23 protein-coding genes, 4 tRNA genes and 1 pseudogene are annotated in these 25,429 nt (G+C 39.1%); 24 read left to right on the top strand and 4 right to left on the bottom strand.

Annotation, left to right across the window (positions count from 1 at the left end):
• A partial coding sequence (locus tag BUC45_RS09175) for an adenosylcobalamin-dependent ribonucleoside-diphosphate reductase (RefSeq protein ID WP_296971798.1) occupies positions 1-2,959 on the top strand: 2,959 nt, incomplete at its 5' end.
• Positions 2,960-3,001: 42 nt separating this feature from the next.
• On the opposite strand, the gene BUC45_RS09180 is transcribed toward BUC45_RS09175, so the two are convergent.
• The gene (locus BUC45_RS09180) at positions 3,002-3,304 is read right to left on the bottom strand and encodes a TMEM165/GDT1 family protein (RefSeq protein ID WP_013779228.1); all 303 of its coding nucleotides are present in this window, start codon (positions 3,302-3,304) and stop codon (positions 3,002-3,004) included.
• Between the two features lie 345 nt (positions 3,305-3,649).
• On the opposite strand from BUC45_RS09180, the gene guaB reads away from it, so the two are divergent.
• The 8 genes from guaB to radA all read left to right on the top strand — a co-directional run bounded on the left by guaB (position 3,650) and on the right by radA (position 13,941).
• Positions 3,650-5,098, top strand: coding sequence for an IMP dehydrogenase (guaB, locus tag BUC45_RS09185; RefSeq protein WP_296971801.1), 1,449 nt, complete (start codon positions 3,650-3,652; stop codon positions 5,096-5,098).
• A gap of 253 nt (positions 5,099-5,351) precedes the next feature.
• Positions 5,352-7,424, top strand: coding sequence for an elongation factor G (gene fusA, locus BUC45_RS09190; RefSeq protein WP_296971804.1), 2,073 nt, complete (start codon positions 5,352-5,354; stop codon positions 7,422-7,424).
• A 121-nt stretch (positions 7,425-7,545) separates the two neighbouring features.
• Positions 7,546-7,791 carry a hypothetical protein gene (locus BUC45_RS09195; protein WP_296971807.1) on the top strand — a complete coding sequence of 82 codons (246 nt, stop codon included), beginning with the start codon at positions 7,546-7,548 and terminating at the stop codon, positions 7,789-7,791.
• A 164-nt stretch (positions 7,792-7,955) separates the two neighbouring features.
• Positions 7,956-8,438: a CtsR family transcriptional regulator gene (locus tag BUC45_RS09200; RefSeq protein WP_296971809.1), complete on the top strand. Its 483-nt coding sequence runs from the start codon at positions 7,956-7,958 to the stop codon at positions 8,436-8,438.
• Positions 8,438-8,989 carry a UvrB/UvrC motif-containing protein gene (locus tag BUC45_RS09205; RefSeq protein WP_296971811.1) on the top strand — a complete coding sequence of 184 codons (552 nt, stop codon included), beginning with the start codon at positions 8,438-8,440 and terminating at the stop codon, positions 8,987-8,989. Before BUC45_RS09200 ends, BUC45_RS09205 begins: the two co-directional genes overlap by 1 nt.
• A gap of 11 nt (positions 8,990-9,000) precedes the next feature.
• Complete coding sequence (locus tag BUC45_RS09210) at positions 9,001-10,053, top strand: protein arginine kinase (protein WP_013779222.1); 1,053 nt, start codon at positions 9,001-9,003, stop codon at positions 10,051-10,053.
• 9 nt (positions 10,054-10,062) lie between these two features.
• The gene (locus BUC45_RS09215) at positions 10,063-12,504 is read left to right on the top strand and encodes an ATP-dependent Clp protease ATP-binding subunit (protein ID WP_296971813.1); all 2,442 of its coding nucleotides are present in this window, start codon (positions 10,063-10,065) and stop codon (positions 12,502-12,504) included.
• Between the two features lie 93 nt (positions 12,505-12,597).
• Positions 12,598-13,941: a DNA repair protein RadA gene (gene radA, locus BUC45_RS09220; protein WP_296971815.1), complete on the top strand. Its 1,344-nt coding sequence runs from the start codon at positions 12,598-12,600 to the stop codon at positions 13,939-13,941.
• A 133-nt stretch (positions 13,942-14,074) separates the two neighbouring features.
• Here the strand turns inward: radA and BUC45_RS09225 are convergent, their stop codons facing one another.
• Positions 14,075-14,470 carry a hypothetical protein gene (locus BUC45_RS09225; protein ID WP_013779219.1) on the bottom strand — a complete coding sequence of 132 codons (396 nt, stop codon included), beginning with the start codon at positions 14,468-14,470 and terminating at the stop codon, positions 14,075-14,077.
• 304 nt (positions 14,471-14,774) lie between these two features.
• On the opposite strand from BUC45_RS09225, the gene BUC45_RS09230 reads away from it, so the two are divergent.
• The 7 genes from BUC45_RS09230 to BUC45_RS09260 all read left to right on the top strand — a co-directional run bounded on the left by BUC45_RS09230 (position 14,775) and on the right by BUC45_RS09260 (position 20,739).
• Positions 14,775-15,251 carry a CarD family transcriptional regulator gene (locus BUC45_RS09230; RefSeq protein ID WP_013779218.1) on the top strand — a complete coding sequence of 159 codons (477 nt, stop codon included), beginning with the start codon at positions 14,775-14,777 and terminating at the stop codon, positions 15,249-15,251.
• A gap of 258 nt (positions 15,252-15,509) precedes the next feature.
• Positions 15,510-16,535, top strand: a complete 1,026-nt coding sequence (locus BUC45_RS09235) for a PIN/TRAM domain-containing protein (protein ID WP_366750066.1) — start codon at positions 15,510-15,512, stop codon at positions 16,533-16,535.
• Positions 16,536-16,552: 17 nt separating this feature from the next.
• Complete coding sequence (gene ispD / locus BUC45_RS09240; protein ID WP_296971818.1) at positions 16,553-17,254, top strand: 2-C-methyl-D-erythritol 4-phosphate cytidylyltransferase; 702 nt, start codon at positions 16,553-16,555, stop codon at positions 17,252-17,254.
• A gap of 3 nt (positions 17,255-17,257) precedes the next feature.
• Complete coding sequence (ispF, locus tag BUC45_RS09245; RefSeq protein ID WP_296971820.1) at positions 17,258-17,740, top strand: 2-C-methyl-D-erythritol 2,4-cyclodiphosphate synthase; 483 nt, start codon at positions 17,258-17,260, stop codon at positions 17,738-17,740.
• Between the two features lie 384 nt (positions 17,741-18,124).
• Entirely contained in the window at positions 18,125-18,799 is a 675-nt protein-coding gene (gene epsC, locus BUC45_RS09250; protein WP_296971823.1) for a serine O-acetyltransferase EpsC, read from the top strand.
• Positions 18,800-18,920: 121 nt separating this feature from the next.
• Positions 18,921-20,321, top strand: coding sequence for a cysteine--tRNA ligase (gene cysS / locus BUC45_RS09255; protein ID WP_296971825.1), 1,401 nt, complete (start codon positions 18,921-18,923; stop codon positions 20,319-20,321).
• Positions 20,299-20,739 carry a ribonuclease III domain-containing protein gene (locus BUC45_RS09260; protein ID WP_013779212.1) on the top strand — a complete coding sequence of 147 codons (441 nt, stop codon included), beginning with the start codon at positions 20,299-20,301 and terminating at the stop codon, positions 20,737-20,739. Before cysS ends, BUC45_RS09260 begins: the two co-directional genes overlap by 23 nt.
• Before the next feature lie 16 nt (positions 20,740-20,755).
• Here BUC45_RS09260 and thyX (BUC45_RS12045) read toward each other — a convergent pair whose 3' ends face one another.
• A complete protein-coding gene (thyX, locus tag BUC45_RS12045) occupies positions 20,756-21,412 on the bottom strand; it encodes an FAD-dependent thymidylate synthase (RefSeq protein ID WP_015295777.1) in 657 nt (218 codons plus the stop codon).
• A gap of 219 nt (positions 21,413-21,631) precedes the next feature.
• A pseudogene (thyX, locus tag BUC45_RS12050) lies at positions 21,632-21,916 on the bottom strand (FAD-dependent thymidylate synthase); the annotation flags it as partial.
• A gap of 175 nt (positions 21,917-22,091) precedes the next feature.
• Between thyX (BUC45_RS12050) and rlmB the strand changes: the two are divergent.
• The 8 genes from rlmB to BUC45_RS09305 form a co-directional block, all read left to right on the top strand.
• Positions 22,092-22,829: a 23S rRNA (guanosine(2251)-2'-O)-methyltransferase RlmB gene (rlmB, locus tag BUC45_RS09270; protein WP_296971831.1), complete on the top strand. Its 738-nt coding sequence runs from the start codon at positions 22,092-22,094 to the stop codon at positions 22,827-22,829.
• Positions 22,813-23,340 carry an NYN domain-containing protein gene (locus BUC45_RS09275; RefSeq protein WP_296971827.1) on the top strand — a complete coding sequence of 176 codons (528 nt, stop codon included), beginning with the start codon at positions 22,813-22,815 and terminating at the stop codon, positions 23,338-23,340. The genes rlmB and BUC45_RS09275 overlap by 17 nt, the downstream gene beginning before the upstream one ends.
• 91 nt (positions 23,341-23,431) lie before the next feature.
• On the top strand, positions 23,432-24,094 hold the full coding sequence (gene sigH / locus BUC45_RS09280; protein ID WP_366750064.1) for an RNA polymerase sporulation sigma factor SigH: 663 nt from the start codon (positions 23,432-23,434) through the stop codon (positions 24,092-24,094).
• A gap of 66 nt (positions 24,095-24,160) precedes the next feature.
• Positions 24,161-24,246, top strand: a tRNA-Tyr gene (locus BUC45_RS09285).
• Positions 24,247-24,361: 115 nt separating this feature from the next.
• Positions 24,362-24,438, top strand: a tRNA-Gly gene (locus tag BUC45_RS09290).
• Between the two features lie 328 nt (positions 24,439-24,766).
• Positions 24,767-24,843 (top strand) — tRNA-Met (locus BUC45_RS09295).
• Positions 24,844-24,846: 3 nt separating this feature from the next.
• Positions 24,847-24,922 (top strand) — tRNA-Thr (locus BUC45_RS09300).
• A gap of 138 nt (positions 24,923-25,060) precedes the next feature.
• A partial coding sequence (locus BUC45_RS09305; protein ID WP_296971832.1) for a GTP-binding protein occupies positions 25,061-25,429 on the top strand: 369 nt, incomplete at its 3' end.

Genomic DNA, 25,429 nt, shown 5'->3' on the forward strand with positions numbered 1-25,429 from the left:
GCTCCGGGTAATCGACAGTGACGGCAACTATATTTGGAAACACGCAAAAGATATAAAAAAAGGTGATTGGTTAGCCCTTAAGAAAAATACATATCCCGAGATCACTGACTACCGGTTACCGGATTTTGAATATGAGTCACATTTTAATGCCAAGGAAATAACTTTGCCTCAGGAACCTTCTGAAGACCTTGGCGAGTTTATAGGTTACTTTATAGGTGATGGCAGTTTCAGTTTCAATGAAAGAGGTACCGGTCAGGTGATATTTTCCGTTGCCGATGATGAACCGGAAGTTTTTGATAGGATAATATCCTTGGGCAATAAACTTTTTTCCATAGAGCCGGTTATAAACAAAAAGCCGGGAGACAAGAGTTCAAATCTATTTTATAATTCCACGGTCCTTGCCCATTGGCTGAAACACATCGGTGTTGATAAAGTTTCTTCCATGGATGTAAAAGTGCCTGAGATAGCTTTTCGAGCAGGATTCAATTTTGCTACGGGTTTTTTGAGAGGACTGTTTAGCGCAGATGGAACCGTAAGTAAGGAAGGTTATGTGACATTATATTCCATTTCAAAGGAATTGGTCGATGGAGTAAGAGAACTGTTATTATCTCTTGGCATTCCTTCCAGAACAATCATCAACATTGACCGACAGGACTTTCTTGGCAAAAATCCAATATACAGGCTTAACCTAATTACACAAGAGGGTTATGTGATATTTAGAGACAGGATAGGATTTATTTCTACGGCAAAAAATGATCGCTTGGAAGTGATTGATAATAGAGCTTTGGAATTTAATGATATTATACCTAATCAACAGCAAGTCTTTGCCAAAATTTACGACGGCCCGGGTAAGGGGTGCGGTCATGAAAGGATGGACCTAGGTGCCAACCGGGAGCTTTATAGGGATATACAGCACTATTTGCCTAAGGTGGCGGCACCGAGGAATCTAAATCGCAGCAGGTTAAGTTACCTGGCTGAGAAATATCCGGAAGTTGCTGAAAGCCCGCTCAAATGGTTCCTGGAAAATAATCAGTTTTATGATAGGGTTGAAACTGTTGAGGACGATGAAGCGTTTACACTGGACCTTTCGGTACCTGATAATAATACTTATATTGCAGCCGGCTTTATAAGCCATAACACGCGCCGGGGTGCCAACATGGGCATACTCCGGGTGGACCATCCGGATATTCTGGATTTTATTCAATGCAAGAAAGATGATAAGGAAATTACCAATTTTAATATAAGTGTGGCTATTACCGATAAGTTTATGGAAGCACTGAAAGCAGATGGAAATTATGACCTTATCGACCCACACACGAAAAAACCCACAGGAAAACTTAGGGCAAGGGAAGTCTTTGATTTAATAGTGGACATGGCATGGAACAATGGCGAGCCGGGAATCGTATTTATCGATAGGATGAATGAGGACAATCCTACTCCGGCAATTGGGGATATTGAAAGCACGAACCCCTGCGGTGAACAACCCCTTCTGCCTTATGAGTCGTGCAACTTAGGTTCTATAAATCTTGCGAAATTTATAAAAAAATCCGGTAATAAAAATACAATTGATTATGAAAGTTTAAAGGAAACGGTACACCTGGCTGTGCGCTTTTTAGACGATGTAATCGATGTAAACCTGTATCCCTTAAAGGAAATTGAGGAAATGACCAAGGCTAATCGAAAAATCGGTCTTGGCGTGATGGGCTTTGCCGATATGCTGATAGAACTGGGTATTCCGTATAATTCCGATGAGGCGGTAAAAACTGCCGAAGCCATAATGAGCTTTATTGATAATGAATCTAAAAATGCATCTTGCGAGCTTGCAAAAGAGCGAGGAGTTTTCCCTAATTGGGAAAAGAGCATATATAAGGAAAAGGGCATGCGCATTCGAAATGCTACTACTACCACAATAGCGCCAACAGGAACTATAAGTATTATTGCGGGAGTTTCCAGCGGTATTGAACCTATATTTGCCCTAGCCTTTGAACGCCACGTAATGGACAACCAGCGATTGGTAGAAGTTCATCCGATTTTCAAACAGATTCTTAAAGAGCAGGGCCTTTATAGTGAAGAACTGATGCAGAAAGTAGTAACTCAGGGAACTCTCCAAGGTATAGATGAATTGCCCGAAGAAATAAAAAGAGTTTTTGTTACAGCACATGACATTAAGCCGGAATGGCATATAAAAATGCAGGCGGCTTTCCAAAAATACACCGATAATGCCGTATCTAAGACCGTAAACTTTCCAAACAGTGCTACTCGGGAAGATGTTAAAACCGTATATATGATGGCTTATAATCTAGGCTGTAAAGGCGTTACAATCTATAGAGACGGAAGCAGGCAGGAACAGGTTTTAAATAAAGGTACAAAAAAAGAAAGGCCTGCACGTTATAAAATAAAACCAAGACCCAGGCCCAGTGTAACCTACGGCAATACAGAGAAAGTAAAGATTGGCTGTGGAAACCTTTATATCACTGTAAACTCTGACGAAAACGGCATCTGTGAGGTATTTACCAATTTAGGCCGAGCAGGGGGCTGCCCATCTCAGTCAGAAGCCACTAGCCGCCTTATTTCTATGGCTTTACGTTCAGGAATTGATGTAAAAGCTATAGTAGAACAACTAAAGGGCATTCGCTGCCATTCCACTTTACGGCAAATGGCAAACAATAAAGATATAAAAGTGCTTTCATGCCCTGATGCTATAGGGCGGGCCATAGAACGCAGCATTGGCGAGAATGTAATAGTAAACGGCAATGGCAACGGATCCAATGAGGCCTATATTAAGCGTTATTTGGATACCGATCCAGAAACAACGGTGACTCCTGAGGATGGTTCGCATAATCCGAATCCTACTAAAAAAAAAGCAAACGGAGGCACCTGCCCTGAATGTGGCCATGGACTCGAGCACGAAGGCGGCTGCGTTATCTGTCGAAGCTGTGGTTATTCCAAATGTGGTTAATAGATTGAGTTGACTTATGGCTAATTTCTTTAGCAGCTAAACTCATCCGCGGCCGAGCTGATGCAAAACTCCAGGCACAGCTTCAATGAGAACAAATATACCTATGCCGACAAAAAGAATACCTGCCGCAAGTTTAAGGTATGCAGTGGGAACATAACGTGATACCACTTCGCCAAACAGTGCACCTATAAGAGTAACAAGGACTAGTGCAAGTGAGGCTCCAAGGAATATGGGCAGCGGTTTTTTATACTGTGTTACTAAGGTAAATACGGCAAGCTGAGTTTTATCTCCCATTTCTGCCAGGAACAACATACCAAAAGCCATGAAAAAAAGTTTTAAGTCCATAAAAACACCTCGCTTAAATTTTAGAATAAAGTTGTTTTGATGTATTAAGTATCAGGAAAGGTAATAATAAAGACCTTTATTCCGCAAATCAACGCCCGGAATAAAGGTCTCATTCCCAAAAATGGTGAAAGCCCAGGCAAGATGTCTTGCCAGCATGTTGAGCCTTCAAAGGCAAAAGCCCGAACTACTCCCCTTTATTATTGCATTTATTATACCAACATTTTACATGTCAATCAAGGCTTAAGAAAAACCTGTGCAGTTATTCCGCGTTTTTATTGACACAGATATTAAACTTTGATAAACTTTGGAATAATAATTGTAGCAAAATTAATTGGGGGCGATTTTTTGGATAAATTTCACAAGGAGGGTTTAAGTTTTGATGATGTCTTGGTTATACCTTCAAAATCTGAGGTGTTGCCAAGAGACGTGAATATTACTACAAGGCTTACCAATAAAATTAAACTTAATATTCCAATAATAAGTGCCGGAATGGATACGGTAACTGAGGCACGGCTTGCTATTGCCATCGCCAGGGAAGGCGGTATAGGCATAATCCATAAGAACATGCCTATTGAAATGCAAGCTTTAGAAGTGGACAAGGTTAAGAGGTCCGAACATGGAGTAATAGTTGACCCGTTTTATTTATCTCCGGAAAATCTCATCGGAGATGCTTTAGAGCTTATGGAGAGGTATAAGATATCCGGAGTGCCGATTACTGAGGGAAAGAAACTTGTTGGCATTCTTACAAACAGGGATCTTCGCTTTGAGGATGATACAACTAAAAAAATCAAAGATGTTATGACTAAGGAAAATCTGGTGACGGCACCGGAGGGAACGGACCTTGATGCTGCTATGAAAATCTTAAAGAAGCACAAAATAGAAAAACTTCCCATAGTTGATGAAGATTTTAATCTAAAGGGTTTAATTACAATCAAAGATATTGAAAAAGCTATCAAATATCCTAATTCGGCAAAAGACCAAAAGGGAAGATTATTAGTAGGTGCGGCAGTTGGGATAACCGCCGATATGAAAGACCGCTTGAAGGCATTGGTGGAAGCTAATGCAGATGTGGTAGTTGTTGATACTGCACATGGCCATTCAAAAGGTGTTATTGAAGCTGTATATAAAATTAAGGAAATGTATCCGGACCTTCAAGTTATAGCTGGAAATGTAGCTACTGCCGATGCAACGCGCGATTTGATAAATGCGGGTGCTGATGCTATAAAAGTGGGAATGGGGCCCGGCTCTATTTGCACCACTAGAGTTGTAGCGGGCATTGGAGTGCCGCAAGTTACGGCGATTTATGAGTGCTCGCAGGAAGCAGCAAAGTACAATATACCTATTATAGCAGATGGTGGAATAAAGTATTCGGGAGACATTGTAAAAGCTATAGCAGCTGGAGCTGATACTGTCATGTTGGGAAGTCTGTTTGCAGGTACTGAAGAGAGTCCGGGTGAAATAGAAATATTTAATGGTCGAAGCTTTAAAGTATATAGGGGTATGGGTTCTATTGGAGCTATGGAACAGGGCAGTAAAGACCGCTATTTTCAGGAAAACATGAAAAAGCTGGTGCCTGAAGGAATTGAGGGACGAGTTCCATACAAAGGGCCGCTTTCTGAAACCGTATATCAGTTGCTCGGAGGACTTCGGGCCGGTATGGGTTACTGTGGGGCCAAAGATATTCAGGAACTGAAAAAAGCAAAATTTGTAAGAATTAGTGCATCAGGGCTCAGAGAAAGCCATCCACATGACATATATATTACTAAGGAAGCCCCTAATTATTCGCAAATATAGTTTTGCAATAGGATCGGAAAAAAACCGATCCTATTTTTTATTGTTAAGAATAAGGTTCGTATTGTTCAAGAATGCAGAGTATGATATTATTTTATTAAGTAACAGAAAAATTTGATTGAATTTAAGAATAAACATTTTTCAATAATATATTTAGCAGGAAATCGGTTTATATTAGTAGAATAATATATTAGGCAATATTTATATAATTTTCAGCAGTTCAATATTTCATTTAAAGATGAGGAGGAGATCAGGTTTGAAAAACTATAAAAGTGACATGATAAGGAACGTAGGTCTTATTGGTCATAGTGGTTCCGGAAAGACATCCTTGGCCGAAGCTATGCTGTATAATTCAGGCTCCACTGATCGATTGGGAAAAATTGATGAAGGTAATACGATTTGCGATTATGATCCTGAAGAGATTAAAAGGAGAATTTCTATAAGTAATGCAATTGCTCCTTGTGAATGGAAAGATAACAAGATAAATATTATTGATACTCCTGGATATTTTGATTTTGTAGGTGAAGTAAAAAGCGCTCTTAGAGTGGTTGAAAATGCGGTTATAGCCGTTTGTGCCGTATCTGGTGTTGAAGTAGGCACTGAACAGGTATTTAAATATGCTGAAGATGCAAATCTGCCACGCATATTTTTCATAAATAAAATGGATCGAGAAAACGCAAATTTCAACAAAGTACTCGACCAGATTCGTGAATTTTTTGGTCCTAAGGCGGTTCCTCTACAGCTTCCTATTGGTTCTGAAGCGAATTTCAACGGTATCGTGGATATAGTATCAGAGAAGGCGTATAGTTTTGCTGATAAGAATCTAAAAGAATGTGAAATCCCTGAAGATTTAAAGGATACACTGGCAAAATACAGATCGGCATTGTTGGAAGCCGTGGCGGAAACAGATGATGATATTTTAATGAAATATTTGGAAGGAGAAGAACTAACCGATGCCGAAATTGAAAAAGGACTGCGCAAAGGGATAATTTCGGGCGATATATTTCCTATTCTATGTGGCTCATCTCTGACAAATAAGGGAATTAATCTATTATTGGATGTAATTTGCAATTATGCAGCTTCGCCACAAGACCGTCCTGATGAAATAGGAGTAAAACCTGGCACAGATGAAGAGATTATAAGAAAATGCAGTGCCGATGAACCTTTTTCAGCGTTAGTATTTAAAACCATGGCAGATCCCTATGTGGGTAAATTGACGTTGTTTAAAGTGTTTTCAGGCAGTGTAAAATCTGATACTTCAGTATATAATGTTACTCAAAACCAAACTGAAAAATTTGGTCAGATTTATGCTTTGAAGGGCAAAAAACAGGAAAATATTACCGAGGTTGTGGCAGGAGACATAGCAGCAGTGGCTAAACTGCAGTATACTACAACCAATGATACTCTGGCAGATAAGGAAAATCCCATATTGCTTAAACCTATTGATTTTCCAAAGCCTGTACTGACATTAGCTGCACAGCCTAAGTCATCTGGGGATGAGGATAAGATTTCATCGGGTCTTGCAAGACTTATGGAGGAAGATAAGACTTTTGAAGTTTCAAAGGATCCGGAGACAAGTCAACTCCTTGTTTCTGGCATGGGAGAAATACATCTTGAAGTTTTAGCAGCAAAGCTTGCAAATAAGTTTGGGTCTGAGATTGTATTGGAACTTCCCAAAATTCCGTATCGTGAAACTATCCGCGAGACAGTTAAAGTTGAAGGCAAACATAAAAAACAAAGTGGTGGTCGAGGCCAGTATGGCCATGTATGGCTTGAACTTCAACCAACTGATTTAAATGAAGAGTTTCAGTTTGAAGATAAAATCTTTGGCGGTGCTGTGCCGAAGCAGTATGTGCCCGCTGTTGAAAAAGGAATTAGAGAGGCATTAAAAGAGGGTGTGCTTGCAGGATATCCTATGATAGGCATAAAGGCCGTTTTATATGATGGGTCTTTCCACCCAGTTGATTCTTCTGAAATGGCTTTTAAAATTGCAGGCTCAATGGCTTTTAAGAAAGGTGCACTTCAGGCAAAACCGGCGCTTTTAGAGCCTATTATGGATTTGACGGTGGTTGTACCCGAAAATTTCATGGGCGATATTATTGGAGATTTAAATAAGCGCCGTGGCAGAGTGCTGGGAATGGATCAGAAGGATGGTATGCAGCATATTAAAGCACAGGTACCTATGTCGGAAATACTTCGTTATGCTACTGACTTGCGTTCGATGACACAAGGCAGAGGTTCCTTTGTGTCGACCTTCAGCCATTATGAAGAAGTACCTGCGATGATTGCAGAAAAAATAATAGCTGAAACTAAAAACAATAAGGAGTAATTTTTCCATAATATGTGTCCTCCTTTCTTGAATTTAAGTTTTACTTTAAGGAAAAGCTTAAATATAAGAAAGTATATGACCGGATAAAAACCGGTTCAGACATTAAAAAGGAGGACACAGTATGGCAAAAGCCCAAAAAAGAGTGTGCAAAAAAATGCACACAGACTCCAAACCAAACAACGATAGAAATACTATTGGGGAAAAGGTCGATAACACTATAGAAGATCGACTTACTGATGATACGATGTACGGTGAGATAATTCCAAGCTTAATGGGATGGATTTCTCCTGAAAATCAAGAAGAAAGAACTAATCGCCTGATGGAGATTTCTGAAGAAATAACAGCTTTAAAGAAAAAAAGGAAATAGTACAACAAGGGAGGACAGAGAGTCTTCCCTTGCATTTTTTGTAACAAATTTAATTGTGATTAATGCTTGCATATTTTTCTAAGGTGAAATATAATATAAGTAAAGGTCAGAGAAAGTCAATAACATTTTAGAAGCAGATCATATCCTTGAGAGAGGAGGATATTATGGCAAATCTTTCAGATATGATTGAGGATTTTATTAAGGAAATGTTTGATGATATGCCGGAAGGAATTCTTGAAATACAAAGGAATGAGATGGCCAATCAGTTTCAGTGTGCTCCGTCTCAGATAAATTATGTCCTTACAACTCGCTTCACCTTAGAGCGCGGCTATTTTGTTGAAAGCCGCCGAGGTGGCGGAGGATATATTAGGATTAAAAAGTTAAAAATAAGAGAAGATGAATTTTTAAGGGATGTCATTGAATGTATTGGTGATTCCATTTCCGGCTCCGATGCGAAAGCCATTATTGAGAGGCTGTGGGAAGAGGATGTAATAACAGAGAGGGAAAAAGAAATCTTATGTGCTACAGTCAGTAAATGCAATTTACCACTAAGTTCTTCTGACCGCAACTTAATCCGAGCACGGATTATGAAAGCCGTAATTACAACTATAATGGATTTTGAAGCTAGAAAAGGGGGAGAAGAATAATGCTGTGTGAAGAATGTCAGATGAGACCGGCAACGATTCACATTACTAAAATAGTTAATAATGAAAAATTTCAAGTGCATCTTTGTGAGGTATGTGCAAAGCAGAAACATATCTCACTTCCAACGGGTTTTAGTGTCTTAGGATTTGATGATGCTGGGTTTTCAGTAGGCAAACTGCTCTCAAGTTTCTTTGAACCGACAGAGCAAAGTCTTACTAATGCTATGGATAATGCTAAATGTAATAGATGCGGCTTGAGCTTTGATAATTTTATTCAGACTGGCCGTTTTGGATGCAGTCAGTGTTATAATACATTTAAAGATCAAATGAATCCATTGCTGCGTAGAATACATGGAAAGACTTATCATGTTGGAAAAGTGCCTAGAAGGACCGGAGGGCAACTTAGGATACAACATGAAATCAATCGGTTAAAAGGAGAACTCCAAGAAGCAATAAATGCAGAAGAATATGAACGTGCAGCGGTAATACGGGATAAAATAAAGCAACTGGAACAAAGTAAAAACGCTGAGAATAAAGATAAAGATACAGAATAGGAGATGGTCGGATGGGTATAGAAAATCTAATGGAGCCTTCTAATATTAAGTGGATAAGTTCACCCGGGCCTGACAGCGATATAGTTATAAGCAGCAGAGTTAGACTTGCACGCAATATAAATGATATCCCATTTCCTCATCTTCTACCTGAACAAGAGGCCAAAACGATTATAAAGAATGTACACGAAACCTTAAGAGCAGATGCAAATTTAGGGCAGAATATCGAATTATATAATATGGCAGAGCTGCCTGAAGAACACAAAATACTGCTTTCGGAAATGCATCTTATCAGTCCGGATTTGGCTTCTTCAAAAAATGGTGCGGTTATTGTAAATCAAGATGAAACAATAAGTATAATGATAAATGAAGAAGATCATTTGAGAATACAGGTCATGCTTCCAGGATTGCAGTTAGATGAAGCATTTAAAGAAATAGATAAGATTGATGATTTACTTGAAGCAAAACTCGATTTTGCCTTTGATGAAAAAATAGGGTATCTTACAGCTTGCCCGACTAATGTAGGAACCGGCATGAGGGCATCGGTAATGATGCATTTGCCGGTGCTTACAATGATGGATCAGATGGGGCAGATATTTGCTACCATATCTCAAGTGGGTTTGGTAGTTCGAGGCATCTATGGAGAAGGGTCGCAGGCCAAAGGCAATCTATACCAGATATCTAACCAGATAACCTTAGGTAAATCAGAAGAGGATATAATTCAGAATGTAATGGGTGTAACCCGTCAGATATTAATGAGTGAACGCAAAATTAGGGAGAATTTATCCGGTGAAGCTCGAGTCCGTTTAGAGGATAGAATACTAAGATCTTATGGCATATTGACAAATGCCAAAATTATTTCATCACAGGAAGCCTTAGCATATATATCTGATGTAAAATTAGGTGTTGATATGGGGATTATAAAGGATTTAGAGCCATTGGTTTTGAATAGTTTGTTTATTACAACCGGTCCGGCCTATATCCAGGGAATATCGAATACTGAAATGTCACCGGTGGAACGGGATTTATATAGGGCGGACTTTATAAGACAAAAAATAAGAAAATGAGGTGAAATTATGAACGGAAGATTTACTGAACGAGCTCAAAAAGTAATTGCCTATGCACAGGAAGAAGCTAGACGTCTTAATCATAACGTAGTGGGCACTGAGCATTTACTTTTGGGTCTGTTAAGAGAAGGTGAAGGTGTTGCTGCCAGGGCTTTGATTAATCTTGGTGTAGATGCAGATAAAGTAAGAAGTCAAGTAGAGATGATGATAGGAGTAGGGCCCTTTCCGATACAGGGACCTATCGGTTATACACCCAGAGCAAAGAGAGTAATGGAGCTTGCTATAGATGAATCCAGGAGATTAGGTCATAACTATGTAGGTACTGAACATATCTTACTTGGTCTTATTCGAGAAGGTGAAGGAGTTGCGGCACAGGTATTGGCTAATTTGGGCGTAAGCTTGGATAAAGCTCGTGAAGAAGTTTTGAACCTTTTAGTGGATTCAAAGGCCCAAGGAAGTTATAAGAAATCAGCCAATACTCCAACACTCAATCAGTTTGGCAGAGACCTTACAGAACTGGCTGCTGAGGGTAAGTTGGATCCGGTGGTGGGACGCGAGAAGGAAATCGAACGGGTGATACAAGTTCTTACCCGCCGCACTAAGAACAACCCCTGTCTCATAGGCGAACCGGGTGTAGGAAAAACTGCTGTGGTAGAAGGACTTGCACAACAGATTATTGAACAAAATGTACCTGAGATTTTAAAGGATAAAAGAGTAGTAAGCCTTGACATGGCATCATTGGTTGCCGGAACGAAATTCCGCGGTGAGTTTGAAGAGCGCCTGAAGAAAGTAATGACAGAAATAAAGCAAGCGGGGAATGTCATACTTTTTATTGATGAGATGCATACGATTATAGGGGCTGGTGCTGCCGAAGGAGCTATCGATGCTTCAAATATACTCAAACCGGCTCTGGCTCGAGGCGAAATTCAAACAATTGGCGCCACAACTATCGACGAATATAGAAAATATGTGGAGAAGGACCCGGCACTTGAGCGTCGCTTTCAACCTATTATGGTGGAGGAACCGACAGTGGAAGAAACCATCCAGATACTGAAGGGCTTGAGGGATAGGTATGAGGCACATCATCGTGTTAAAATCTCCGATGAAGCGATTGAAGCTGCTGCAAAACTTTCTTACAGATATATTACCGACAGGTTTTTACCTGACAAAGCCATTGACTTGATTGACGAGGCAGCTTCCCGGGTGCGCTTAAAGACACTTACGGCTCCGCCCGAGCTTCGTGAGATGGAAGATAAACTAGAAGCTATTCGAAAGGAAAAAGATGCGGCTATAAGAGCACAAGAATTTGAAAAAGCAGCAAGCCTTAGAGATAAGGAACAAGAAGTCAAGGCAGAGGTAGAAAAATTAAAAGAGTTATGGCAAAAAGACTATAAATTTGAGAACTCCACTGTAAAAGAGGAAGATATTGCGCATATTGTTGCAATTTGGACGGGAATACCTGTTAAACGCTTAACGGAAGAAGAGTCAGAGCGTCTGCTGAAATTGGAAGAAGTTTTGCATAATAGAGTCATAGGTCAGGACGAAGCCGTAAAGGCTGTTGCAAAAGCTATACGGAGGGCTTATGCCGGTCTCAAAGACCCTGCAAGACCCATAGGTTCATTTATATTCTTAGGACCTACGGGAGTAGGCAAGACAGAATTGGCAAGGGCTTTAGCCGATGCAATGTTTGGCGATGAAGATGCCATGATCAGGCTGGATATGTCTGAATACATGGAGAAATTTGCAGTATCTCGAATTGTCGGCGCTCCTCCGGGATATGTGGGATATGAAGAGGGCGGCGAGCTAACTGAAAAAGTTCGGCGCAGACCTTATTCGGTTATACTTTTTGACGAAATAGAAAAGGCTCATCCGGATGTTTTCAACATTCTTTTGCAAATTCTTGAGGATGGCAGGTTAACTGACGCAAAAGGTCGAACTGTAGATTTTAGAAATACTATACTCATTATGACTTCTAATGTAGGTGCAAATCTTATACAAAAACCTAAGGTATTAGGTTTTGCTCCAGTACAAGAAGAAGAAAAGAGCTATGCTGAAATGAAGGATATGGTTTTAAATGAACTTAAGAGAACATTTAAGCCTGAGTTCCTAAACCGCATAGATGAGATTATAGTTTTCCATCCTCTCAGCGAGGAACATATTCGAGAAATAGTTACTCTTATGATTGATGAGGTTAACAGAAGACTTACCGAAAAGCAAATTTCCATTGAGGTTACTGATAAGGCTAAAGATGTGTTGGCCAAAGAGGGTTATGATCCCATGTATGGCGCAAGGCCGCTTCGCCGTGTAATTCAAAAGAGAATTGAAGATAGACTTTCTGAAGAAATGTTAAAAGGCAGTATTACAGATGGTGATGTGGTATTAGTTGATGTCGATGAGGATGAGAATGAGTTCACATTTAAGAAAAAAGAGCTTACCACAACTAAATTTTGATTTTAATGCTTGACATAAGGCAGCAAAGGCAACCTTTACCTAAAAAGGCCTTAGCTGCCTTTCTTCTGCCTAAAGCTTGAGGGGGAGAATACTTTGAAAGAGAAAAAAAGGTTTATATGCCAGAAGTGTGGTGCTATTACGCCAAAGTGGATGGGCCGTTGTCCTGAATGTGACAGTTGGAACAGCATTGTGGAGGAAAAGGTTTTACCTGTTGAGAAGGTATCCGGAGTATATAAAAGCCCGCTGAATTTAAAGGATATAATTTATTCCGAAGATGAGAGGATTTTAACATCAATAGATGAATTAGATCGTGTATTAGGCGGGGGAATTGTTCCCGGCAGTCTCGTTTTAGTTGGCGGGGATCCCGGAATCGGCAAGTCCACTCTCATGTTGCAGATTTGCGGCAATTTAAGTAAAAAAACAAGTGTACTTTATGTGTCTGGTGAGGAATCGGAAAAACAAATAAAACTTAGGGCAGATAGATTGGGAATTAAAGATGGTGCTTTATATATACTGGCAGAAAACGATATGAACATAATTGAGATGGCGATTAAGGAATTGAGGCCGGATGTTGCAATTATTGACTCAATACAGACTGTGTATTTTCCAGAGCTTTCATCAGGCCCCGGAAGTGTAAGTCAAATAAGAGAAGCAACTGTTAAATGCCTAAGGATTGCTAAAGAAACAGGTTCTGCCATATTTATTATAGGGCATGTTACTAAGGAAGGCAGTTTGGCAGGTCCTAAGCTGCTTGAGCATATGGTGGATTCCGTCCTTTATTTTGAGGGTGAAAGATATCATTCTTATAGGCTTTTAAGGTCTGTGAAAAACCGGTTTGGGTCAACAAATGAGATAGGTATTTTTGAAATGAGGGATAAAGGTCTGGTAGAAGTGAGTAGCCCGTCAAAGTATTTACTTTCCGGTAAGCCGAAAGATACTGCGGGGTCGGCGGTAGTGTGCGTTTTAGAAGGAACCAGACCTCTTTTGGTAGAGGTCCAAGCTCTGGTATCTCGGTCAGGTTTTAACCTGCCCAGGAGGCAGACATCCGGTATCGATTATAATCGCGCAGCTCTTTTAATAGCGGTTTTAGAAAAAAAATTAGGCTTTATGTTAGCTCAGGAAGATATATTTATAAATGTGGCAGGAGGAATAAAAATAGAGGAGCCCGGAGCTGATTTAGCGGTAGAATTAGCAATTGCGTCCAGCTTTAAAAACCGTCCGGTGATGGAAGATACCGTCATAATCGGTGAAGTGGGCCTGGCTGGAGAAGTAAGAGCTGTAAGCCATGTTGAAAAAAGGGTTCAGGAAGCAGCTAAACTGGGGTTTTCAAAAGCTATCATTCCTTATGAAAATGCCATAGACATGCAAAAATCCCCAAAAATAAAGATTGAAGGCATAAGAAATGTTAAGGAAGCTGTTGAAATAGGTCTAAAATAAAAAAGAGTGTGCTTAAACACTCTTTTTTTATGACTATTGTATGAAAAGATAAAAATTGTTTAGAAATCACGATAACACTTGAGATGCAGCAGCTGCTTGCATTTAAAGCGCAAAACATAGTATTTGCCACTTTTTACGACAGGTTGTATATTCCCAGTGTCGATAGTTTTTCATTTTCGTTGCAGATGATATCTTTCATGTTAAGGCCTAAGATGTTGCAAAGTGCTGCGAGATAAAAAAGATGATTTCCTATTTCCTGTTCTATTATTTCCTTACAATCATCACAAAGTTTTCCTTGAACATGAGTATCCATATATGATACCAATTCATAAAGACTTATCTCGGCGGGGACTTGCTGTTTTTTTGCATTAATTTGTATGCAACCACAGCTTGTTACTGATTTAGATACGGCACGATTAACCCTAGCAGAAGTTTCGTTAATCTTGGTAAGTACATCTATAATACTTTTGTGTCTTACTAAACAGCCGGCAACAGTATCTTGAAATTTTTCCAAGCCAAGGTCTTTCACTTGGATTCCCCCTTGTAATAGTATGTCTGACTCTATTATAGTCATCTGCTATATAGTTTGTCAAATGAAAGCTAAATATAAATATTGTTAATTGCAATCCTTATTTATAAAGCTAATTTCTGCTGTTTAATGAGATGGGAGTGGAAGTTACTGCTTTATTTTAACTTGCATTTAGCGAAGTAAGAAAAAATTTAAAATAGCATTGACACATTTGATGCCTTGTAGTATAATTAAAATTTCAATTGACAAAATCCTCAAAATATGTTATTATATCACTATATATATCTTGAGGAGGAACGCATGGATGTTCAATATTGGAGATAAAGTTGTTTATCCAATGCATGGAGCAGGAGTAATAGAAGCTATAGAGGAAAAAGAGATACTTGGTGAAAAGCAAAAATATTATATTATGCGGATGCCCATAGGCGATATGAAAGTTATGATACCTTTAAACAACATAGAGGATATAGGAGTTCGACAGGTAGTCGGGGATGAGGAGATAAGTGAGGTATTTAACATTTTACGCGGAGAAAAGAGCAAAATGTCTTCCAACTGGAACCGCCGTTACAGAGCGAACATGGATAAAATAAGAAGCGGGAATATATTCCAAGTAGCAGAGGTAGTCAGGAATTTATCACTTAGAGATAAAGAAAAAGGACTTTCGACCGGCGAACGTAAGATGCTTGAAAATGCAAAACATATACTTGTAAGCGAGATAGTGCTAAGTAAAAACATACAGGAAGATGAAGCGCTTCAAATGATTGAAAATGCATTCATTTGAAGCGCATTTTTATTTTTGTATATTATAAAACTAGAATAATTTAATATATGTTTGAAATTGCGCTTCGACAGAAGCCTTTATTTTGCCATAAATTTACTTGATGGTGTGGATTTAATTGTTTTTTTATTATATAATTATTGGAAAGTAAAATAAAAATCATTATAATGATTATAATTTAAACAGGAGGTGACATTATTGGCGAATAAAGCCGCACGAATTATTATTACAATTGCTGGTTTTGCTATTGGATTTCAGATTATGTTCTTGATTCTTTATTTTAATAGCTATCTTGGTTTTTTTCGTTTGGACTATCTTCCTACTCTTGCTGTTGAGCTTGTAGGTGCACTTATTATTGGAATCATTTTTTATTTTTTAAGTCCACGTATTATTAATACCTGCATAAAGGCTAAAGATTGGATTGAAAACAAACTGCAAACGACGCCTATGCAGGACATATTATATGGATTTTTAGGCACTGTAATGGGGCTTTTGCTTGCGAATCTTTTTACACGAGCGTTTCTTGGCATACCTTGGATAGGTGGGTATATCCCTATTATATTTAACATTATAATGGCCTATTTGGGTGCGAGTATTGCTCTCAAGAAAAAAGATGAGCTCTCGAACATCGTTTCATCTTCACTTGGAACCTTGCAAAAGAAGAAGAAAAAACCGGCTGTTATAAATTTAGTAAAACCTAAAATATTAGATACAAGCGTAATTATAGACGGGCGCATAGCCGACATTTGTCGAACGGGTTTTATTGAAGGTACTTTAGTTATTCCGGGATTTGTGCTGGAAGAGTTGAGACATATCGCTGATTCTTCAGATGCTCTCAAGAGAAATCGAGGCAGAAGAGGTTTGGATATTTTAAATAAGATACAGAAGGAACTGGATATAGAAGTTGAGATTTATGAAGGTGATTTTGATGATATAGCAGAAGTAGACAGCAAGTTGGTGAAACTTGCTCAGGTTCTAGAAGGATGTATAATTACCAATGATTTCAACCTAAACAAAGTGGCTGAATTTCAAAAGGTAAAGGTGCTAAATATCAACGAACTTGCTAATGCTGTGAAACCAGTAGTACTCCCCGGCGAGGAAATGATGGTTCAGGTTATTAAAGATGGTAAAGAAATGGGTCAAGGCGTGGCCTATCTCGATGACGGAACTATGATAGTGGTGGACGGTGGAAAAAAATATATTGGGGATACCATAGAAGTAGTGGTTACCAGTGTGCTCCAAACCGCTGCTGGAAGGATGATATTTGCAAAGCCTAAATCCTTATAACTTGAGGTGAATTGTTTATGCAGGTGAGCACTGTAATAGCTGCGGGCGGTCATGGGAAACGTATGAACAGCAGTGTTAGCAAACAATTTTTAACAATAAAAGGCCATCCGATACTCTACTACACTTTAAATAAATTTGAAAAGATGGATGTCATAAGCTCGATTGTTCTGGTAACAGGTGTAGATGATATGGATTACACCAGAGAGGAAATAATCCGAAAGTATGGATTTAAAAAAGTAAAACTAGTTGAAGGCGGCAAAGAACGCCAAGATTCTGTTTACAACGGTTTGAGAGAAATTCCTCCTCAAACCGATATTGTTGTTATACATGACGGCGTAAGACCATTTGTTCCGATAAAGCTCATAGAAAAAAGCATAACTGCTGCAATGAAGTATAAAGCAGTTGGTGTGGCTGTGCCGGTAAAAGATACCATTAAAATTGTCGGCGACGGCAATATAATAAAAAGCACACCTGACCGTAAAACTCTTTGGTCCATTCAAACACCGCAAACTTTTAAGTATGACCTTATTCTGGCGGCTTACGAAAAGGCTTTAAGCGAAGGTTTTTATGGAACAGATGATACAGTTTTGGTGGAACGCATGGGATTGTCCGTTAAAATTATCGAAGGTGCCTATGAAAATATTAAGATTACTACGCCGGAAGATATAATTTTCGCCGAAGCCTTTGTGGCTCTAGGATTTGGAGATTTCAGGAGGTAAGGTATGAGAATTGGGTTAGGTTTTGATGTTCATAAACTTGTAGTAGGTAGGAAGCTTGTGCTGGGCGGTGTGATAATTCCATTTGAAAAGGGATTATTGGGGCATTCGGATGCAGATGTACTGGTTCATGCCATAAACGATGCCTTATTGGGAGCTGCGGCTTTGGGAGATATAGGCAAGCACTTTCCCGATAATGATCCGATATATAAGGATATAAGCAGCCTGATGTTGCTTAAAAAGGTAAAAGAACTTTTAAGTGATGCAGGATATCAAGTTGTCAATATCGATTCGGTAATATGCGCTCAAAAGCCAAAACTGTCTCCTTATATTGGTAATATGTGCAAAAATATTGCGGATACTCTTGATGTGGATATAGATAGGATCAGTATAAAGGCCACTACCACAGAAGAATTAGGCTTTGAAGGCCGAGGTGAAGGCATTTCTGCACAAGCTATATGTATGATTGAAAAAAAATATAAATTTTAGCAGATACTTGACTTTAGACTAGAAATTTAATAGTATATAAACAAAATAAAAAATAGCGAAGCGTTGAAGGGATTTGTAGGCTTGACACCCCTTGCAGAGAGAAACCGTCACCGGCTGAAAGCGGTTTTAAGGAAGACAAGACCGAAATTGCGCCCCAGAGCTCATACCTTGAATCAAGTAGAGGTTATGCGGCTGTAGCCGTTAAAGCTGAAGTTATAAGACAGAGTGGAACCGCGAGTCCTTCGCCTCTGATGAGGCGAAGGACTTTTTGGTATTTATTGCAAGATCGATATAGCTCCGTCGAAGGGAGTGCTCTTTAACCATTCAGGAGAGTATCTGTACTCACATAGAAAAATGAAAAAACGAAAATAGGAGGTAAGCAGAATGTTAGATACTATAAAACAGGACATAAGGGTTGTCTTTGAACGGGATCCCGCTGCCAAAAGCGTAGTAGAGATTGTATTGTGCTATCCGGGCTTTCATGCAATTTTACTGCATCGCATTGCTCACAGCCTTTATAAGCATAATTTGATTCTAATAGCCAGGCTCATTTCACAGATAAATCGTTTTTTAACTGGGATTGAAATTCATCCGGGTGCAAAAATAGGCAAAGGATTCTTCATAGACCATGGTATGGGTGTAGTTATAGGTGAAACGACCGAAATAGGTGATAACGTGACACTGTATCAGGGTGTAACCCTAGGCGGCACCGGCAAGGAAAAAGGTAAGCGACATCCCACATTAGGTAATAATATTGTCGTGGGGTCGGGAGCAAAAGTTCTGGGGCCTGTAAAAATCGGCGATAATTCTAAGATTGGGGCCGGAGCTGTTGTATTAAAAGATGTACCTTCTAATTCTACAGTGGTAGGAATACCAGGTAAAGCGGTAGTTCGTCAAAATATAGACTTTGCCGATACAGATTTTACTAAGGTAGATTTAAATCATCACCTTCTTCCAGACCCTGTAGCAGACATGATGAGGAGTTTGCAGAAAAAGATAGAAACTTTAGAGATGAGGATTGCATTTCTAGAAAAGGAACTTAACTCAAAAACAGGATAAACCAATATTCATATTTTTAAAATGGCGGAAGATACTACATTTTATAATAAAGACCTTTATTATTCTAACAGGTGCGGTCAGGAGACTGCCCTTTAGAAATCTTATATGGAGGGATATTCAAATGCTAATATACAATACACTTACAAGAAAAAAAGAAGAATTTGTACCATTAGAAGATAACCATGTAAAAATGTACACATGTGGTCCGACGGTTTATGATTTTTTTCACATTGGTAATGCGCGAGTTTTTATTACATTTGACATGGTCAGAAACTATTTAAAATTTCGCGGTTATGATGTGACATTTGTCCAAAACTTCACTGATATTGATGATAAAATGATAAAAAGGGCAAATGATGAGGGTATAACTGTAAAAGAATTGGGAGAGCGCTTTATAGGAGAATATTTTCATGATGCAGATGCACTAGGGATAACGCGGGCGGATGTGCATCCTAGAGCAACTGAGCATATTGATGAAATAATTGATTTAATAAAGATTTTGGTAGAAAAGGGATATGCCTATGAAGTAAATGGTGATGTCTACTACAAAACCAGCAGATTTAAAGACTATGGAAAACTTTCACATCAGAACATCGATGAATTGAAGGCTGGTGCTCGAATTGAACCCGGAGAACAGAAAAAAGATCCGATAGATTTTGCATTGTGGAAAGCGCAGAAGCCGGGAGAACCAGCGTGGGACAGCCCTTGGGGAAAGGGGCGCCCTGGATGGCATATTGAATGTTCTGCCATGGCTATGAAGTATTTGGGAGAAACTATTGACATACACGGCGGCGGTCCTGATCTTATTTTTCCTCACCATGAAAATGAGATTGCTCAAAGTGAAGCTGCTACAGGAAAGCCTTTCGCACGATTTTTTATGCACGTTGGATATCTCAATATCAATAATCAGAAAATGTCTAAATCCCTCGGGAATTTTTTTACGGTTCGCGATATATTAAAAACCTATGATCCCGAAGTTTTAAGATTTTTTATGCTATCATCACACTATCGAAATCCTATTAATTTTAGTCAGGATTTAATGGAACAGGCTAAAAACTCCTTAGAACGCCTGCACAATGCCATATACAGCATGGAACACCTTGAAAGTGTAGCACTGGACAAAGACCTTACAGAGGATGATGAGAAGTATCTAAACAAGCTTAAGACTAATAAGAATGAATTTATAAAAGCAATGGATGATGATTTTAACACTGCCGATGCAATTGCCTCTCTCTTTAACATAGTAAGGGAATATAATATGTTTGTTGACGAGAACTCTCCTAAAAAACTTATAGTCGATACAAAAGATGCAATACTTATGCTGGGAAGTGTGTTAGGACTTTTTGGCAAATTTATGGAAAAGACCTTATTAGATGAAGAAATTGAGCAAAAAATAATAGAAAGAGAGCAAGCCAGGAAGGAAAAAAACTATGCACTTGCTGATAAAATCCGCGATGATCTGAAAGCTCAAGGAATAATTTTAGAGGATACACCGGCGGGTGTTCGCTGGAAACGGCTGTAGAAACCAAGGAGGGATAATTATTTCAGATAATATTGACGGCAAATTAGATGCAAATTCGCTATCGGCATTGGCTTTGGCCTTTGTAGGAGATTCGGTGTTTGACTTATTTATTAGGACAATGCTGGTTGGAAGCGGCAAAAAAGTAAGAGACCTTCACAAGGAAGCTGTGGGCTATGTGAAGGCCTCTGCACAAGCTGCTATCTTGAAGGCACTGGAACCAAAACTTACCTCAGAAGAAAGAGATATCGTAAGAAATGCTAGAAATGCCAAGGTTAATACGATTCCAAAACATGCCGATATTATGGAATATCATTACAGCACTGCTTTTGAGGCACTGCTGGGGTATCTTTACCTTACCGGACAAAACCGGCGTTTAAATGAAATCTTGCTGTTGGCATATAATAAAGACCTGCAATAGTTTGAATATCTTAACCCTATTTTGATGGCGGATACTTGCCGCAGCCAAAATCACCTTCAGGGCAGTATCCCAATTTTTCACATGGAGCTCCAGCCTTTTCAAAAAGGCTTGGAGCAATTTTTTTAACCTCAGCCAGCATTAAATTTGCCAATTGCCGAATTTCTGTTTGAGCGCGCTCACAACAGCGCAAGTTAAAGAAATTATACAAGCTTCTTACATTCATTGTCATAACTAACCTTGTCTGAGTGCCAAGGGGCAGTATGTACCTTGCATCTTCCTGGTCGATACCGGCCCTAATCAAGTCAATATAGTGTTTTTTGCAGGCATCAAGGCCTTTGATATATGTAAGCAATGCTTTTGTACTTTTCGAGATACTTTCTGGAGCCATAGCATAGTACTTCTGATCAATAAAATTCTGCATAATTGACAGGATTTCCTCATTAAGCTGTGCGTTTTTATTGCAAAAACCAAGGAGTTTGTCCTCGCTGTAAAGAGAGACGGCAAAATCCAGATTTCCATAGATATATCTTACAAAATTTAAAGCAGATTCGTTTTTTATTAATAATTTTGTATCACTCGAAATAATATTAAAATGAGTATCCCTAAGTATAGATTCAAGTTCTAGAGGAAAAGCAATAGAAAATCCCGGATTATCCGGACTTTCAGATAACATCCCTGCTCCGTCAAAAATCCCGCGAATATATGATGGCTTATGCAAATCAATAATATTTTCCGGTGTTTGGCCCTTTATATGATTTTTTTCTATAAGAGATGGATTAACATTGACTTTCTGACCTGATAATTTAGTAGCCAGTAAGAGTCCTTCCAGGTAACTTACATTCTCAGATGTAGAATCATCATCGGAAACTTCCAGTGATATCTCTTCATCAAAAGGATTATTGTATCTTAGGCTTTGAACTGAATAAGATGCGATGCGATGCCGCGTAATCTGAGCCAATAGAGTGCGGCTTACCCCGTCTATGGCAAAAGTGAAACTCACATGTTCCATAGGAGACATATGCCCCATATCCATAAGTTTTTTAATAAATGATGTGGCTTTTTCCTGGCTGAAATTTTCCATTATTTGCGTTGCACTGATTTTGGAATAACAAAGACGTGCTGCAGCCGCCACGGTTTTTTCCGGTTCAGGTGTATGAGCTAAAATTGTAACTTTCATCAAACCAGCCTCCTTGACTTTTTTGGAAAATTAAAATATCATTTGTACAAACCTTTTCTAATTATATCATATAACGATATCGCACCGCAGCAAAGTTGCGATTAAAAAAGAAATAACACCAATAAAATGATAAATTACTACACAGCAGGAGCTGATTAAGATTAACGATGATCAGATAGAAGGCAGAAATTCGGTATGGGAAGCTTTACAAGCAGGTAGACCTATAAATAAGATTTATATAAAAAAAGGCGAGTATCATGGACTGATAAGGGATATAATTGAAAAAGCAAGGAATACCGGTGTTCCGATTTCGGAAATAGATGAGGCGGCTTTTTTATCAATGGCTAAAACAGCAGGGCATCAGGGAATTTTAGCTAAAGTTGCGTCTAAAGACTATTACAGCGTTGAAGATATCTTGAAAACCGCACGGGATTTAGATGAAGACCCATTCATTCTGATTTTAAATGAACTTACAGATCCCCAAAACCTCGGAAGCATTATTCGAACTGCTGACGGAATGGGAGCACATGGCATAATAATACCAAAAAACAGAGCATGCGGCATAACTCCAACGGTTGCAAAGATATCTTCCGGAGCCGTTGAATACGTCAAAGTAGCTCGAGTTACCAACATAGCGAGGACTATAGATGAACTTAAAAAACAAGGATTATGGATAATTGGTGCCGATGCCGAAGGAAAGAATTACTTTGAAGTAGATCTTACAGGTCCGATTGCTCTTGTTATAGGTGGTGAAGACAAGGGGCTTGGTAAACTAGTAAAACAAAAGTGCGATATCTTGGTGCGAATTCCTTTAAGAGGCCATATAACCTCACTTAATGCTGCTGTAGCCGCATCAATACTAGGATACGATATACTCAGACAAAGGATAACAAGCCATGGACAAACAATCTAGCGAGTATCTATTGGTGGATGGTTATAATATAATTAACGCATGGCCTGAGCTGATTGATGAAGCAAAGAAAATCGACTTAGGGTCGGCCCGCGATAAGTTGATAGATATCATGGCAGATTATTCGGCATTTACGGGAACTTTTGTTGTAATAGTTTTTGATGCACATCAGGTTGATAAAAACAGGAGAAGCAGTTACAACATAAATGGTGTTGAGGTTGTTTATACAAAAGAAGGCGAAACTGCCGACCATTATATAGAGAAAGTTGTAGATGCTATTGGCCGGCAGGAAAAAGTAAGAGTGGCTACTTCTGACTGGATAGAACAACAGATAGTAATGGGTAGAGGAGCTCATCGCATTTCGGCCAGGGAATTACGTGAAAAGGTAAACAGTATAAGGACAAAACGGCAGGCTATGGGAAAAAGCGAAACAAAGGAAAAAGAGACTTTGGCAGATATAATTGATCCAGGACTAAAAGAACGCCTGGAAAAACATATAATAGACCTAGACTGATGAAAATAGGAAAGCTTAATGCTTGACTACTGTAGGGGAAATAGGCTATAATAACATTTGTAATGGTTTATTATTGCTCTTTTAAAAATTCATGGGGGCGATTTTATTGAATGTCGGGCTTCCTAAAGAGGAATATCTGCTTTTTGATGATATGACCGATGAAGAGATAGTATGTGAAGCTACTAATGGTGACCACGAGGCCCTAGAATACCTTATCAATAAGTACAAGAATTTCGTCAAATCTAAAGCAAGGTCTTATTTTTTAATAGGTGCGGATCGCGAAGATATTATCCAAGAAGGAATGATTGGCCTTTATAAAGCTATAAGAGATTTTAATCCTGAAAGGCTGTCCTCTTTTAGAGCTTTTGCAGAACTTTGCATAACAAGGCAAATTATCACTGCAATTAAAACGGCTACTCGCCAAAAACACATTCCCCTTAATTCATATGTTTCACTTAACAAACCACTTTATGATGAAGATTCCGATAGAACATTATTGGATATACTTTCTGGTGTAAAAATTTCTGACCCCGAAGAGCTCATAATAAGTCAGGAAGAGTTTGAAGAGATTGAGGATAAAATGGGGGAAATTTTGAGTAAACTAGAATGGCAGGTATTGATGGCGTATCTTGGAGGTAAATCCTATCAGGAAATTGCAAAAGACCTTAAACGTCATGTTAAATCAATTGACAATGCACTCCAACGAGTAAAGCGGAAACTTGAAAGGTATCTCGAAGTTCGGGACATAGGCTAATCGATGGTAACTGTTATAATCTTCTATTGACTAAAGTTAATTTCGTTTTTATAATAAAAATCACATGGAGAGATTCCCGAGTTGGCCAAAGGGGGCAGACTGTAAATCTGCTGGCAGCGCCTTCGGTGGTTCGAATCCACCTCTCTCCACCATAATAGTGAATAGAGGACAGTAGGTAGTGAGGATGTTTGGAAGGCAACAATCGGCGCAGGAGAATCAAAAGTTTTTAAACCCGACATCCGATATTAGTACCTACATCTTAAATGTGCGGGAATAGCTCAGTTGGCTAGAGCGTCAGCCTTCCAAGCTGAATGTCGCGGGTTCGAATCCCGTTTCCCGCTCCAGTATTGAATTCTAAAAGCTGTAATACTTATAAGTATTACAGCTTTTAAAGTAAAACGAGCTTATTTTCTGTATATAGGTAATATCAATAAGAAATATATTGATAAAAGTGTAATTTCTTCATAAACCGCTATGGCAGTAGGTCGAGAAGAATTAAAGAAGGGTGCATAATACATATTAACAGAGGTAAAAGTGATTCATTTTAAGTTGCATTTAGCGGGGAGAAGCAGATGACAAATTTTAACCTTGACGAATAATGAAATTTATATTAGAATATAATACGTTACATCACCGGCAGGTGTTGTGGCTCTCAACGCAAAAAAAATTTGTCGCGGGGTGGAGCAGTCTGGTAGCTCGTCGGGCTCATAACCCGGAGGTCGTCGGTTCAAATCCGGCCCCCGCAACCAAAAGCCCACGTAGCTCAGCAGGCAGAGCGTCGCCTTGGTAAGGCGGAGGTCACCGGTTCAAGCCCGGTCGTGGGCTCCATTTTTGCATCAAATATATTTGAAAATTCACTTTAAACAGTTGCAATAATGCAGGTTTTTGTTTAAAATAAGTAGTAATGATGGACAAACTGTAATTTATTTTTATTATGTATATTTTTACATATTAAGGAGGATAAACATGGCAAAGCAGAAATATGAAAGGAAAAAACCCCATGTAAACATAGGGACAATAGGTCATGTAGACCATGGCAAGACAACCCTTACAGCAGCAATAACCAGAGTATTATCAGATGTGGGACTATCAAACTTTGTAGACTACGACAACATCGACAAAGCACCAGAAGAAAGAGAAAGAGGAATAACCATAGCCACATCCCACGTAGAATACGAAACAGAAAACCGGCACTATGCCCACGTAGACTGCCCCGGCCACGCCGACTATGTAAAAAACATGATAACCGGAGCAGCCCAGATGGACGGAGCAATACTAGTAGTATCAGCAGCAGACGGCCCAATGCCCCAGACAAGAGAACACATACTGCTTGCC

The organism is Tepidanaerobacter sp. EBM-38, from assembly GCA_001896545.1.
Classification (GTDB): domain Bacteria; phylum Bacillota; class Thermosediminibacteria; order Thermosediminibacterales; family Tepidanaerobacteraceae; genus Tepidanaerobacter.

Excerpts from the sequence above, each read along its gene's own strand:
- BUC45_RS09180 (WP_013779228.1), bottom strand. The coding sequence starts at position 3,304 with ATGGACTTAAAACTTTTTTTCATGGCTTTTGGTATGTTGTTCCTGGCA.
- BUC45_RS09195 (WP_296971807.1), top strand. The coding sequence starts at position 7,546 with ATGGCAAAAGCCCAAAAAAGAGTGTGCAAAAAAATGCACACAGACTCC.
- BUC45_RS09200 (WP_296971809.1), top strand. The coding sequence starts at position 7,956 with ATGGCAAATCTTTCAGATATGATTGAGGATTTTATTAAGGAAATGTTT.
- BUC45_RS09205 (WP_296971811.1), top strand. The coding sequence starts at position 8,438 with ATGCTGTGTGAAGAATGTCAGATGAGACCGGCAACGATTCACATTACT.
- BUC45_RS09210 (WP_013779222.1), top strand. The coding sequence starts at position 9,001 with ATGGGTATAGAAAATCTAATGGAGCCTTCTAATATTAAGTGGATAAGT.
- BUC45_RS09215 (WP_296971813.1), top strand. The coding sequence starts at position 10,063 with ATGAACGGAAGATTTACTGAACGAGCTCAAAAAGTAATTGCCTATGCA.
- BUC45_RS09230 (WP_013779218.1), top strand. The coding sequence starts at position 14,775 with ATGTTCAATATTGGAGATAAAGTTGTTTATCCAATGCATGGAGCAGGA.
- BUC45_RS09235 (WP_366750066.1), top strand. The coding sequence starts at position 15,510 with ATGTTCTTGATTCTTTATTTTAATAGCTATCTTGGTTTTTTTCGTTTG.
- ispD (WP_296971818.1), top strand. The coding sequence starts at position 16,553 with ATGCAGGTGAGCACTGTAATAGCTGCGGGCGGTCATGGGAAACGTATG.
- ispF (WP_296971820.1), top strand. The coding sequence starts at position 17,258 with ATGAGAATTGGGTTAGGTTTTGATGTTCATAAACTTGTAGTAGGTAGG.
- epsC (WP_296971823.1), top strand. The coding sequence starts at position 18,125 with ATGTTAGATACTATAAAACAGGACATAAGGGTTGTCTTTGAACGGGAT.
- cysS (WP_296971825.1), top strand. The coding sequence starts at position 18,921 with ATGCTAATATACAATACACTTACAAGAAAAAAAGAAGAATTTGTACCA.
- thyX (WP_015295777.1), bottom strand. The coding sequence starts at position 21,412 with ATGTTATCTGAAAGTCCGGATAATCCGGGATTTTCTATTGCTTTTCCT.
- BUC45_RS09275 (WP_296971827.1), top strand. The coding sequence starts at position 22,813 with ATGGACAAACAATCTAGCGAGTATCTATTGGTGGATGGTTATAATATA.
- sigH (WP_366750064.1), top strand. The coding sequence starts at position 23,432 with ATGGGGGCGATTTTATTGAATGTCGGGCTTCCTAAAGAGGAATATCTG.